This is a genomic window from Aquibacillus kalidii, from assembly GCF_014280935.1.
GTDB lineage: Bacteria > Bacillota > Bacilli > Bacillales > Amphibacillaceae > Aquibacillus_D > Aquibacillus_D kalidii.
This window is the reverse complement of record NZ_JACLZI010000040.1, coordinates 36,438-48,454: the sequence shown is the minus strand read 5'-3', so window position 1 is coordinate 48,454 and position 12,017 is coordinate 36,438. Positions and strand designations below refer to the sequence as shown.

Here is a 12,017-nt window from a genome sequence, read left to right as displayed (position 1 = left end):
TATAGATTAATTCCTTGAAAGATTAAGTTCAAAACCTTCTTCCCTTTGTTGTTTATTATTTATTCTTTACATGTTATTCAAAATTTAATCATTAATGGAGGTATTTATTCAGGTGCAATTTAACAATTTTTGTGTAAGCAGTATGAAAATCAAGTCACTGTGGTTTGGTGAAAAGTGTGGTAGTCAATCCATTTATAAGGAAATAAAAGAGGAGGGGATAAATCTTTATTTACAATTATTCCGTTTCAGGTATCACCAAATTATACACGCAGATAGTTACAAAGATTATCAATATCATGTGTTTAGGATTACGTTGTCTGAGCTAATCAAATTCACCAAGATAAATAAGGTTAAAAGGTTATCATACAAAAAGTTAATTGAATTATTACAATCGTTAGAGGATGTTGGGGTGATTAAGAACCATACAATAGATGATTGGTCAACGTTTGATGCTGAGAATGGCAAGGATAAATTAATTGTGTTGGAAGCCACGGATGTTCCTAAGATAAAACAAATTAAAGATGATAAAGGAAAGTTGAAGGATGATCCTTTAGTTAAACCAGACGATTTCTACATAACGATTAATTATAAAACGATAAACTACATTTACGATGAATGTAAACTCACTTCCAGAGAATTGATGTTATACCTATTGTTGTTGAGATTATCCAATGGCGGAGAAGAAAAGGCATGGGCAAGGATTGAAACGATGGCTGAGTTTTTAAATTGTCACAAGGATAAAGTATCAGACATGCTCATCGAATTAAACAAACATAATCTTATTGCTACATACGTCAAAAAAAATGATAAGAAAGGTATCAAATTTGAACATGCCGTTTTAAAAAGTATCAAGGTTATAAGCAGCTTTGCAGACGTACATGGAACAACTATAGATAAATATTTAAAAAGAAAAGGGGTTAAGGAATCAGAGCCGATTGTTGAAGACGAGCAGCCCCAACAACAGGAATACAATCCTTTTGCTAACTTGGATGAGCATGCTAAAACAGATCAAGAATGGGGTGAAAGTCCAATTAGTGATGATATGCAAAATGATCTTAATAAATTTGGTTTAGATGGAGATCAATATTACGAAGTAGTCTAGGAGGTGATTAAAAATTAAAAGTAAATGTATATTCAACAATCGAGTATATGAACGGACAAAATTGGATGATGAAAGAATCTATTTAAAAGATATATCTGATAACAAAATTAAAGTCCATTTGTCTTACTCGATCAATGAAGAAGATAATAAAATAGCAGATGATGCATTGGTTGATTTTTGGTCAAGAGAAATATTAGGTTAGGGGTGAAAAGTTGTTATACATACCTGCAGAAATAGAAGAGGAAATGAATGTGGTTTTAATATCTGATACTGCTTTAGATGATTTGCTTGGATTGATAGATAAGTTTTATGAATGATTAAAGTTGAATTTGAAATGAAAGGAGTTGATACGTTATGGCAACTAGCCAAATTATAATTAGTCTTAAAGGAGAAGATGAATATTGAATAACAGATTTATTGAAGTGAAGGGTCAAAAGAATGAAGAGTCTAAATATCTAAGAGAAGGGAATGAAAAGTTTAATCGATTTGCAACCTACATAACATATGATGGCGAAGGCAATGAGCTAAAAAGAAATCAATCTAAAAATATTAAAGAAACAGTTTCTGATATTTATAAGCAACTAGATTATTTGGTTGATGATGCAATTGAAAGAAATAAAATCTTACATAACATAATAGGAGAAAAAGAAAATGGTTCTTTACATAGAGGGTTACAATCTTATATAGAAACAGAAGCTTATCACTACAATTATTCTAATATAGGGAAATATGGTAAGTTATCTGAACAACAAAGAATAAACCAACAACTAGAAAAGATGGCGGATTACCTTATCGATTCAACGGAAGATGAAGAGTATCCCATCATGAGCAGCTATGCCGAAGACAGAAATGCAAGGAAAGAGATATACATAAACGATGACGATGATGTAGGTGCTTCTGCTAGGAATGGAATACATGAAGATGTAGTGGGAAGGTTTCAAAATGACGAAGCTCAAAGTTTAATTACTAATTATTCACTGTCAGAGGATAAGAAAAGAGAGTTAAGGAATAAGAATATTAAACCGGAAGACTTCGAAAATCACCCTGAACTATTTGAAATGTTTAAGGCTAAAGAAATACTAGAGAAAGAGTTGGGTATTCACAAGGAACAAACTGAAGAAGAAAGCGAAGGCAAGAGAAATCTATACATACAAGGCGTTGAAGATAAATTACGCAGAAAAAAAGAAAAAGCCTTTTCTCGTTGGTTAATGGGAGAATCGAGGCTAAGTGAAGAAACAGTAATTAAATTTAAAAAGAATCCAATGAAATTTGAGGAATTGTTAAGAAATAAGGTTTGGTCGCCTATAACAGATCCACAAGAATTGGAAAATAAATTTAATGATATATGCAATTTTTATGGTATCGCAAACAATGGTTTGAGTCAATATTTTAAAGCTAAAAGAATTGCTAAAGAATTAGGATATGAGATGACGGTTATGAAAGAAAGGCTAGAACCACCTATTAGAGTTAAGGGAAGTAGTGCAATTGCTTATGATACTAATCTTTACCAGGAGGAACTATTAGAAAAGTTTGATTTTGGCGATTATGAGCACATTGAATCCTTATTAAAGATTGAACAACTTACATCTGATCCGGTTAATGATGATAATGGTAAAAAGATTAGATATAAATATACTGTTCCATTATTCCAAAGTATTGAGGATAAACATAAAAATAGTAATTCATTTATCGAACATCATTTAATAGGTGAGTTCAGACAATTAGTTAAGGCTGCTAATCTATTAGATTATGAATCTGCAATAATTAATACCATAATGAACGGTACATCAAGCAATGGTAAATTGAATGAACGAGAAGATATATATGGATATATCATTAATTTACTACATAACAATTATAAGTTTGAAGGATTAAATAAAACAAAATTAAAGACTTTAGTTAGACAAATTAGTAAGAAAATAGCGAATACATACTTAGACAAGGTTGAAGTGAAAGAGTTAGGCAGAGTGAAATGCTCCAAGTGTAAAAAGGAAAAAGTGGCAAGTGAGAGAAACTTCGGTAAAAATAAGAAGAATACTGGTAGGGGGAATGGACTTAAATCAGTTTGTAAAGAGTGTGACAGAAAGAGAGATTGAAAAATTGGGTGTCTCCATAATGGAGATGCCTTTTTGTTTTTGTGAAAACGAAGGGAAATATTATAAATAAAAATTTAAAAAATGTCAATTAATATTGTACGAATAATTGCAATAATTTGTAGACAAGTCCCTATTATCTATTGGAAGGGTTAATACCTTTTCAACTTCTCCCTTGATTTGCTGAACAGTATTAATAGTATTGTTCAGCTATTTTTATTGGGAAGGGGTAATTATTTATGAATAGAATAGACATTGAAAAACTTGACTTAATAACTAAATTACAAGTTTATCAGGTAGTTAATCGATTGAACCAAAAAGAACTTGGGGAGAAGTTAAATGTGAGCCAATCATTAATTAGTTTGATGTACACGCAAAAATATAAGCCGAGTAAAGAAATTGAAATTAAGATAAAAGAATTATTGAAAGATATCTGTTAAGCATCTAGCCACATTGGTTGGGTGCTTTTTTATATTCAAGAATAATCAAAGGAGAAGTGATCAATGGAGAAGATTAAAGAGAGAAAGAATGAGGTAGTGGAAAAAGATGGCGTAGTATTAACTCCCATTCCATCTAGTAAAGGATTTGATAATTACTTAGTCGATACAATTAATGGTCGTGTATGGTCGGTAAAGTCAAATAAGTGGCTTTCAAATAAGCCAAACGACAATGGGTACGTTTATGTTAAATTGTATGATAAAAACAATAAAGGACATGGTTATTGTGTTTCTAGGGTTGTTATGGCAAGTTATAGTGGATTGCCGTTGGAAATGTTTAAGCGTGGTGGAATTGAAGTTGATCATATTGATGAAGATTTAAATCATGTAAATGGAATAAGTAATTTACAGATGACGGATCGTAAAGGGCAATACAAACCTTCTACTATTGAGAGAATGAAAAAGCCTAGACCGAGAATCAGTGAAGAAGATGTTTGTTTAATCTTGGAGCAACTAGAAGAGTGGATAGAAATGGACGGTAAGGTTAGTGATTTCATAAAAATGACTTGTGAGGCATTCAATAGAGATTATCGTGGGATTTGGAATATTGTGCATGGAAAGAGTTTTAAACATTTGCATGAGAAGATGAGTGTTAGTCTTACATAATTATAATTAAATATATACATAATTTTACATAATTAGAGGTTTATTTCCTTCTGTTGTCGAATAGTTATTTATACTCATTTTTGAGTAAATGACAATGGAAGGGATGTTCTAAATTGGAATTTTACAACGCTCAACAATTTCAAGAAAATTTATCTACTGATAAGGAATTAAAAGAATCCCTGGTTATATTGGATAAATTTTTAGGAAATCAACAATTCTTGTCAAAGATGAGGTTTCTGTCTAGGCAGGTTTATCTTGCTCAATATAATATTGATCTTTTTAAAATAGAGGATGGTGTCGGTTCTTATATGCCAGAATCTCAGGTAATTAAACTGGGTGAATTGATTAATGATATTGTAGTTGAATTTGGTGGCAGTGACTATATTAATGCATATAGGGATGTGATAAATATAGTTAGAAAATATTATCAACATACTGCATCTAGAGATGAGTATAATAGTAGGATTATGAAAACTGAACCATCGGGGGATAAAAGGAAGTTTGGGTTTCATGGAACACTATACAATTTTAATGAATTAGATTGGGAAACGTTTGAAAACTATCTTGCTAATAAAATGGATTACGAATACATGAAGGCATCTGATTAATTTCAGATACCTCTTCGTATTGTACATTGTATAAAAATAGGAGAGTATTTCCTTATTTCAAATTATATAGATAAAAGGATGATTATCTATGGAAGACATCAAGAGGTTAGTAGATAATTATGACAACGTACCATACACCGTACATGTAGAAGGAGTAGGAATGGCTAAAGAGATCGGATCACCAAATATAGAGAGACTAGTTAGATTATTACTTAAATATGATGAAATTACCGGATAAAATAATAGTACTATTTTTAACAGAAATATCCATGTATACTTAGTATAGATAGTTAATATGAAGAGGTGTGCATATGGATAATCAATGGCAAAATCCGATTAAAAGCGAAAAGGATAAGAAACTGGTTGTAGGTTGCTTATCATGGGGAATAGGGATAACAGTAGGTATAACAATATTATTCATCATTTTTTTCGTTTGGTTTTTTGGTAATTGACACTCCTTTATAGGGTGTCTTTTTTTATGGTCAAATTTTAAAAAAGGGAGATGCTTGAATGAAAGGTATAATTAGAAATTTATTATTAGCTGTTGGTGTTACTTTGAGTGTATTTGTTTCTATTGCTCTGGTTGATGTAGTTTATTACAAACTGATTGAGATGGGTATAACATGGGAGTTTATTGGACTATTCTTTACAAGTATGCTTGTCCTATATACAATACTTGACTATTTGATGGATAGAGCCTTTAAAAAAGGAGATGTGAGTGAATGAGTAGACTTTTAACTATTGAGTTAGACAACATTACAAGTGTTCCTAGAGTTTTTTATAAGGGTGATGAAGTTAAGGACAAGGTAAGAGTTAAATTTGATTGGGAAACAAATAAAAGTGAAGTCGAGGCAACCTTACCTGATATCCTGATTGAATATCTCAACGACTGTAAAAATGTTGGAATAACAACCATTGAACATGGCAACCAAGACAGGTTAATGGAATACAAACATGGACGAGATAGAAAAAGAAAATCAGCAACACAATCAGATATGGATAAATTTTAATATTAGGGGGAGAAGATTTAATGAATACAACTACAAAGGATTTTCGTGTAACATGCGATATAAAAAACTTAGACTCTTATAAAAACTTGTTAGAAGTATTCACTTATATTTATTTAAATGCGGAAAGTGAGATTCAAACCGAGGCAGTAAAACAATTAAACGATAAGAATATTGAAGGATTAACTATTACGAGAGATATGGGAGATGAGTAAGTGAGTAAGGAAATTCAGATTATATATTATTTAGATAATGGTCAAATAATTGTACGAGAAGAGAAAGCTTTATCTATGGGGCTTGCAGAAAGTATAGCATTAAGAGGGAATGATTATATTAGGTTCTGCGATGTAGATGATATATACCATATGATCGATCCTAATAAAATAACAAACATTACATTTGAGAGATTGATGTCACTCACATGATGGAGATGTGATGGATAATGGCAAACTTTTATAGAACTAAACAATGGAAACGTAAGCGATCAAATATACTTAAACGAGATGAATATCAATGCCGAGAATGCAAGAGGTATGGAAAGGTTACTACAGCGACAATAGCCCATCATTGCTATCCATTAGATAAGTATCCAGAGTATAAGCTAGATAGCAGAACATTGATCAGTCTCTGTGGAACATGCCATAACCAAATGCATGACAGGATTACAGATGAATTAACTGACAAAGGTTTAAAGTGGATGGAAAGAATATCCCCCCTACTTAATGATTGAATTATTCCCTAAGGGGTACCGGGAAGGGGTAGCCTTTTCCAATAGAGCGACTATTTGAGAAAACTTTTTTCAAGATAGAAATGGGAGGTGGTGAGTGTGTGTCAAAAAAGATACCGACTAAGCGTCAAATAAGGAATACAACAATTAAAGACATGAAGAGTCTTGGAATTTATAAAGAAGAATATAATCCAATTATTGACATATATGTGGACGTTTTTAAGCAGTATTTAGAAGCCGAAAAACTTTTTGAAGAAAGTGGTTATCAATACGAAACAACAACAGGTGCAGGTGGAACAAAGAAGTCTGCTATTGTTGCTACATTAGAAAATTTAAGAAAAGATTACTTAGCATATTCTGATAGACTTTGCCTTAATCCTCAATCTAACAAAAAGAAAGATGACGGTAAAGGTAGTAGCGCTAAACAAGAGTCACCATTAGAAAGATTAATGAGGAGTAGAAAATGATTAATACTACTGTAGATAATTACCAAGTAGTATTAGAATATGCTGAAAGTATTGTGAGTGAAAAGAAACTTGCAAACAAAGAACAAATACAAGGTTGTCAAAGGTTTCTTGATGATCTTAAAAGAGATGATTATGAATTTAAAGTAGACGATGCTGACTTTGTTATCGATGCAATAGAAACAACGTTTGTCCATGACCAAGGGGAAGCAATAGACGGTACACCGTTAAGAGGTACACCATTCTTATTAGAACCTTGGCAGAAATACATAATATACAATTTGTTAGGCTTTTTTATGCCCGGAACTCGTATCCGTAGGTATAAGGAAGCCTTTATTTATTTACCTAGAAAGAATGGGAAAACAAGATTTGTTGCAGCATTATCTTGGGCAATGGCTTTACTTGAAGCTAGGTCTGGTTCAAAGATTTATATTGTTGGTGCGGCATTAGAACAATCTTTACAAAGTTTTAATTTTATCAATTTTAACTTAGAGAGAATGGGAGAAAAAGAATCATTTAGAATACTAGATAACAACCAAGAACATAGCATTAGTAAAGACTTTGGAGACGATGGTTCTCTATATATCAAAGCATTAGCGGCAAATCCTGATCGTCAAGATTCATTAAACTGTAACGTGGGTATAGCAGATGAGTTACACGCTTATAAGACTCCTAAACAATATAACATCATTAAGGAAGCTATGAAGGCATACACGAATAAACTAATGATTGGTATTACAACTGCTGGTGACGATATGACAAGTTTCTGTTATAGACGTTTAGAATATTGTCAGAAAATACTAGCAAAAACAGCTAAGAAAGAATCAATGTTTATATTCATAGCAAAGGCAGATGAGGATAAGAATGGATTTGTAGACTTCGCTGATAAGACTCAGCATGAACGTGCTAATCCAAACTACGGTGTGACAATTAGACCAGATGAAATGCTTGAAGAAGCACAGGATGCACAAGACGACCCTCAACAAAGAAAAGATTTCCTTAGTAAAAGTTTGAATATATACACAAGTAAAATGAACGCATGGTTTGATATTGATGAGTTTAAAGCCTCCGATAGAAATTACAATTGGGGTTATTCTAAAGGCAAGTTAGATTTAAGGGAATTAGCTCAGCTACCTATCGAGTGGTATGGAGGTGCGGATTTAGCGAAGCTTTATGATCTATCAGCAAGTTCCTTATATGGAACTTATAAGTTTACAGAAAAAGGCCAACAAAAAGAGGTAGATATCATTATCACTCATGCATGGTTTCCTATTGTAAAAGCACATGAGAAAGCAGAAGAGGACGGTATTCCACTGTTCGGATGGCAAGATGATGGCTGGCTTACAATGACAAATACTCCAACAACTAATCATGAAGACTTAGTTAAATGGTTTATTGAAATGCGTGACTTAGGATTCAAAATTAAGCAAGTTGGTTTTGATAGAAAATTCGGTGAAGAGTTTTATCTATCTATGAAACGTAATAGATTTTCAATTGTAGAAGAACCTCAACTTCACTGGAAAAAGACTCAAGGATTTAGAAGAATTGAGAAGAAAGCAAAAGATGGAAATTTATATTATCTACATTCACAAGCGTATGAGTATTGTGTACAGAATGTAAAAGGTATAGAAATGACTGATGATGCTATTAAGTATGAAAAAGTTACTAATAATTCAAGAATAGATTTGTTCGATGCATCGGTATTTAGTGCTATGCGAAAAATTATTAACTTAGAAAGATCAAACACTGCTAAGAAGTGGATAAGTAGTTAGGCAGGTGAATGAAATCAATAAACTTAAAGAAAGATTTATAGATAATTTATTTGAAGCATTCCTATTGTTAGGAGTGTTTTTTGTGTCTATAGGGTGTTTTATATTCTCTATAATAATGGGTTTTGTCATAACAGGGTTATTACTTATGGGAATCTCTGTACTCATTTATAAGGATAAAGGGGGTGAATAATATTGGGATTCTTGACACGTAATAGGCAGACTCGTTCAACCAGTTTTGAACAATGGTTTCAAACAACTGCATATGACACTCTAACTATACCCGGTTATAGAACCATCTTAGACTGTCCTGAAGTTAAAACAATTCAACACATTAAGGCAGATTTAATTTCTTCTATGACTATCCATCTAATGGAGAGCAGAGAAGGTGGAGATGTCCGTGTGAAAAATGGATTATCAAGAAAATTAGATATAGATCCGTTTGAATTAATGACTAGAAAAAATTGGATGTACAACATTGTAAGCACAATGATTGGCGAAGGTGATGGGAATAGTTTTGTATTTCCTGTTTACAGTGATGACGGAACCATTAAAAACTTAGTTCCATTGGCTCCGAATATCACATCTATAACCGACACTGATGAAGGTTATAGCGTGACGTATGGAACAAAGAGATATAGTCATGATGAGGTGCTTCACTTCTCTATGAATCCAGATCCTAACCGTCCTTATGTAGGTAGGGGTTATCGTGTTCATTTGAGAGATATAACAAACAATCTAAAACAGGCAACATCTACTAAGAAAGCATTTATGAGTGGTAAATACTCACCATCTTTGATTATTCAAGTAGATGCAAACACTTTGGAGTTAGCATCTGAAGAGGGTAGAAATAGCATTTATAACAAATATCTTGAATCAACAGAAGCAGGGAAGCCTTGGATAATTCCAGCAGATTTATTAAATATAGATCAAGTTAAGCCTCTATCTCTTAAAGACCTGGCCTTAAATGAAGCAGTTGAATTAGATAAAAAGACAGTTGCAGGGCTATTAGGAGCACCTGCCTTTTTAATTGGTGTAGGTGAATTTGATGCAAAAGAATTTAACAACTTTATCAAAACATCAATACTGCCAATTGCAAAGATTATTGAGCAAGAGTTAACTAGAAAACTAATTTATAGTCCTAATTTCTATTTCAAATTTAATCCAAGAAGCCTTTACTCATACGACATGATTGAACTTATAAAGGCTGGTACGGAAATGGTAGACAGGAATGCATTACGCAGAAATGAATTAAGAGATTGGATTGGGTTAAGTCCAGATGAAGAAATGGAAGAGTTGATTATTCTTGAAAACTACCTTCCAGCCAATAAGTTAGGTGAACAAAACAAACTGAAAGGTGGTGAGTAAATGAGTCGAGCTGAAGAAAGACAATATAGAAGTGTTTTTGAAACGGATTTGACCACTAGAGCAGAGAGTGACAATGACAATGATATATACATTGAGGGATACTTTGCTGTTTTCAACAAAGAAACTCAACTGTTCCGTGGCGCTTTTGAATCAATTGCACCTAACGCATTTGATAATACTTTAGGAAATGATATTAGAGCATTAATTAACCATGATACAGGTCTTGTCTTAGGTAGAAATAAGACTAGTACATTGGAATTAAAAGTTGATAGTCATGGTCTATGGGGACGTATCAAAATTAACCCTGAAGATACCGATGCTATGAATCTATATTCTCGTGTGAAGCGTGGGGACGTAGATCAATGTAGCTTTGGCTTTAATATCCGAAAAGAAGACGAGGAATGGCGAGATGATGGAACTGTTAAGTGGACTTTATTAGATATTGACCTACATGAAGTTTCTGTGGTTACATTCCCGGCTTATGAGGAAACGGGTGTACAAGCCAGAAAAAGAGACTTTGATCAACATAAGCAAAAACAAATTGAATTAAGAAAACAAAAATTAAAGGAGCGAATTAATCAATGGCATTAAGACAATTAACGATTTCAAGAAAGATTGAACAACGTAAAAATACACTTACTGAACTTTTATCTAAAGAAGAGGAGTTCACAACTAGATCACAAGAGTTGGAAACATCATTAGAGGAAGCAAAAACTGATGAGGAAATCGCTGTAGTTGAGGAAGCAGTTACTAAGTTTGAAGGTGAACAAGAACAATTTAGAACTCAAAAGATAACTTTAGAAAAAGAAATTTCTGAATTAGAAACCGAGTTAGAACAATTAAATGCAAATAAACCTGCAAATAACGAAAAAAGGGGCAAACAAAACATGAAAAAAGGTAATGAAAATTTAGAGGTTCGAGACTCAATTAACGAATATGTACGTTCTAAGCATGTAAGAGCTGGTTACACATCTGTAGATGGTGGTGCATTAATTCCTGAAGAATTACTTACTCCACAAAAAGCTCCTGAAGACGTTGTTGACTTAGAAAAACTAATCAACACAAAGCCTGTTAAAAGTGCGTCTGGTAAATATCCTATTATCAAGAAATCTGGAAGCAAAATGATTTCTGTTGCTGAATTAGCAGCTAATCCAGAATTAGCTAAACCTTCTATTGCAGAGGTTAATTACGATATCGAAACTTACCGTGGATATATCCCTGTTTCTCAAGAAGTTATTGATGATGCAGAATATGATATCACAGGTATGATTGCAGAAGAAATTCAAGACCAAGAATTAAATACAAAAAATGCAGCTATTGCAGCAGTACTAAAAACTGCAACTGCTAAAGCTGTTACAGGATTTGATGGTTTAAAGAAGGTTTTTAACGTTGATTTAAAGAAAGTTTACACTCCAAAAGCAGTTATCTCTGCATCTCTATATAACGAATTAGATACAACTAAAGACAATAACGGTCAATACTTACTACAAAGTGATGTAACTGTAAAGTCTGGTAAGAAGTTATTTGGTCACGAGGTTGTTGTACTTGATGATGATGTTATTGGAACTGTAGCAGGTGACATGGTAGGGTTCATTGGTGATCCTAAAGCATTTGCGGCGTTGTTTGACCGTAAACGTGCTTCAGTCAAGTGGGTTGACAATGATGTATATGGTCAATTGCTTGCAGGCTTTGTACGTTTTGATGTAGAAACAACTGATGCTGAAGCAGGATTCTATGTAACATATTCTCCAGAAGCAGCAGTCTAGGGGAGTGGTT

18 protein-coding genes are annotated in these 12,017 nt (G+C 32.9%); all 18 read left to right on the top strand.

Features of this window, described 5'->3' with window-relative positions; translation table 11 throughout:
* Window positions 1–112: 112 nt before the first annotated feature.
* The 18 genes from H7K77_RS21530 to H7K77_RS11805 all read left to right on the top strand — a co-directional run bounded on the left by H7K77_RS21530 (window position 113) and on the right by H7K77_RS11805 (window position 12,007).
* Window positions 113–1,102 (top strand): helix-turn-helix domain-containing protein, encoded by a 990-nt coding sequence (locus tag H7K77_RS21530; RefSeq protein WP_186578065.1) that lies wholly within the window; start codon window positions 113–115, stop codon window positions 1,100–1,102.
* Window positions 1,103–1,163: 61 nt separating this feature from the next.
* Window positions 1,164–1,304: a hypothetical protein gene (locus tag H7K77_RS11885; RefSeq protein ID WP_186578064.1), complete on the top strand. Its 141-nt coding sequence runs from the start codon at window positions 1,164–1,166 to the stop codon at window positions 1,302–1,304.
* Between the two features lie 199 nt (window positions 1,305–1,503).
* Window positions 1,504–3,198 (top strand): hypothetical protein, encoded by a 1,695-nt coding sequence (locus H7K77_RS11880; protein WP_186578063.1) that lies wholly within the window; start codon window positions 1,504–1,506, stop codon window positions 3,196–3,198.
* 236 nt (window positions 3,199–3,434) lie between these two features.
* Window positions 3,435–3,635, top strand: a complete 201-nt coding sequence (locus H7K77_RS11875; protein ID WP_186578062.1) for a hypothetical protein — start codon at window positions 3,435–3,437, stop codon at window positions 3,633–3,635.
* A 63-nt stretch (window positions 3,636–3,698) separates the two neighbouring features.
* Window positions 3,699–4,298, top strand: a complete 600-nt coding sequence (locus tag H7K77_RS11870) for a hypothetical protein (protein ID WP_186578061.1) — start codon at window positions 3,699–3,701, stop codon at window positions 4,296–4,298.
* Window positions 4,299–4,411: 113 nt separating this feature from the next.
* Window positions 4,412–4,906, top strand: a complete 495-nt coding sequence (locus tag H7K77_RS11865; protein ID WP_186578060.1) for a hypothetical protein — start codon at window positions 4,412–4,414, stop codon at window positions 4,904–4,906.
* An 88-nt stretch (window positions 4,907–4,994) separates the two neighbouring features.
* Window positions 4,995–5,144, top strand: coding sequence for a hypothetical protein (locus H7K77_RS11860; protein ID WP_186578059.1), 150 nt, complete (start codon window positions 4,995–4,997; stop codon window positions 5,142–5,144).
* A 73-nt stretch (window positions 5,145–5,217) separates the two neighbouring features.
* Window positions 5,218–5,358: a hypothetical protein gene (locus H7K77_RS11855; RefSeq protein WP_186578058.1), complete on the top strand. Its 141-nt coding sequence runs from the start codon at window positions 5,218–5,220 to the stop codon at window positions 5,356–5,358.
* A gap of 58 nt (window positions 5,359–5,416) precedes the next feature.
* Window positions 5,417–5,632 carry a hypothetical protein gene (locus tag H7K77_RS11850; RefSeq protein ID WP_186578057.1) on the top strand — a complete coding sequence of 72 codons (216 nt, stop codon included), beginning with the start codon at window positions 5,417–5,419 and terminating at the stop codon, window positions 5,630–5,632.
* The gene (locus H7K77_RS11845; RefSeq protein WP_186578056.1) at window positions 5,629–5,916 is read left to right on the top strand and encodes a hypothetical protein; all 288 of its coding nucleotides are present in this window, start codon (window positions 5,629–5,631) and stop codon (window positions 5,914–5,916) included. Before H7K77_RS11850 ends, H7K77_RS11845 begins: the two co-directional genes overlap by 4 nt.
* Window positions 5,917–5,936: 20 nt before the next feature.
* On the top strand, window positions 5,937–6,128 hold the full coding sequence (locus H7K77_RS11840; protein ID WP_186578055.1) for a hypothetical protein: 192 nt from the start codon (window positions 5,937–5,939) through the stop codon (window positions 6,126–6,128).
* Window positions 6,129–6,338 carry a hypothetical protein gene (locus H7K77_RS11835; protein ID WP_186578054.1) on the top strand — a complete coding sequence of 70 codons (210 nt, stop codon included), beginning with the start codon at window positions 6,129–6,131 and terminating at the stop codon, window positions 6,336–6,338.
* Window positions 6,339–6,355: 17 nt separating this feature from the next.
* Window positions 6,356–6,643: an HNH endonuclease gene (locus tag H7K77_RS11830; RefSeq protein WP_186578053.1), complete on the top strand. Its 288-nt coding sequence runs from the start codon at window positions 6,356–6,358 to the stop codon at window positions 6,641–6,643.
* A 98-nt stretch (window positions 6,644–6,741) separates the two neighbouring features.
* Window positions 6,742–7,107 carry a P27 family phage terminase small subunit gene (locus H7K77_RS11825; protein ID WP_328701100.1) on the top strand — a complete coding sequence of 122 codons (366 nt, stop codon included), beginning with the start codon at window positions 6,742–6,744 and terminating at the stop codon, window positions 7,105–7,107.
* Complete coding sequence (locus H7K77_RS11820; RefSeq protein WP_186578051.1) at window positions 7,104–8,876, top strand: terminase large subunit; 1,773 nt, start codon at window positions 7,104–7,106, stop codon at window positions 8,874–8,876. Before H7K77_RS11825 ends, H7K77_RS11820 begins: the two co-directional genes overlap by 4 nt.
* Before the next feature lie 192 nt (window positions 8,877–9,068).
* Entirely contained in the window at window positions 9,069–10,241 is a 1,173-nt protein-coding gene (locus tag H7K77_RS11815) for a phage portal protein (RefSeq protein WP_235988918.1), read from the top strand.
* Entirely contained in the window at window positions 10,242–10,832 is a 591-nt protein-coding gene (locus H7K77_RS11810; protein ID WP_186578050.1) for an HK97 family phage prohead protease, read from the top strand. It abuts the gene before it with no gap.
* The gene (locus H7K77_RS11805; protein ID WP_186578049.1) at window positions 10,823–12,007 is read left to right on the top strand and encodes a phage major capsid protein; all 1,185 of its coding nucleotides are present in this window, start codon (window positions 10,823–10,825) and stop codon (window positions 12,005–12,007) included. The genes H7K77_RS11810 and H7K77_RS11805 overlap by 10 nt, the downstream gene beginning before the upstream one ends.
* The last annotated feature ends 10 nt before the right edge of the window (window positions 12,008–12,017 follow it).

Excerpts from the sequence above, each read along its gene's own strand:
- H7K77_RS11810 (WP_186578050.1), top strand. The coding sequence starts at position 10,242 with ATGAGTCGAGCTGAAGAAAGACAATATAGAAGTGTTTTTGAAACGGAT.
- H7K77_RS11845 (WP_186578056.1), top strand. The coding sequence starts at position 5,629 with ATGAGTAGACTTTTAACTATTGAGTTAGACAACATTACAAGTGTTCCT.
- H7K77_RS11840 (WP_186578055.1), top strand. The coding sequence starts at position 5,937 with ATGAATACAACTACAAAGGATTTTCGTGTAACATGCGATATAAAAAAC.
- H7K77_RS11860 (WP_186578059.1), top strand. The coding sequence starts at position 4,995 with ATGGAAGACATCAAGAGGTTAGTAGATAATTATGACAACGTACCATAC.
- H7K77_RS11820 (WP_186578051.1), top strand. The coding sequence starts at position 7,104 with ATGATTAATACTACTGTAGATAATTACCAAGTAGTATTAGAATATGCT.
- H7K77_RS11870 (WP_186578061.1), top strand. The coding sequence starts at position 3,699 with ATGGAGAAGATTAAAGAGAGAAAGAATGAGGTAGTGGAAAAAGATGGC.
- H7K77_RS11850 (WP_186578057.1), top strand. The coding sequence starts at position 5,417 with ATGAAAGGTATAATTAGAAATTTATTATTAGCTGTTGGTGTTACTTTG.
- H7K77_RS11855 (WP_186578058.1), top strand. The coding sequence starts at position 5,218 with ATGGATAATCAATGGCAAAATCCGATTAAAAGCGAAAAGGATAAGAAA.
- H7K77_RS11875 (WP_186578062.1), top strand. The coding sequence starts at position 3,435 with ATGAATAGAATAGACATTGAAAAACTTGACTTAATAACTAAATTACAA.
- H7K77_RS11805 (WP_186578049.1), top strand. The coding sequence starts at position 10,823 with ATGGCATTAAGACAATTAACGATTTCAAGAAAGATTGAACAACGTAAA.
- H7K77_RS11830 (WP_186578053.1), top strand. The coding sequence starts at position 6,356 with ATGGCAAACTTTTATAGAACTAAACAATGGAAACGTAAGCGATCAAAT.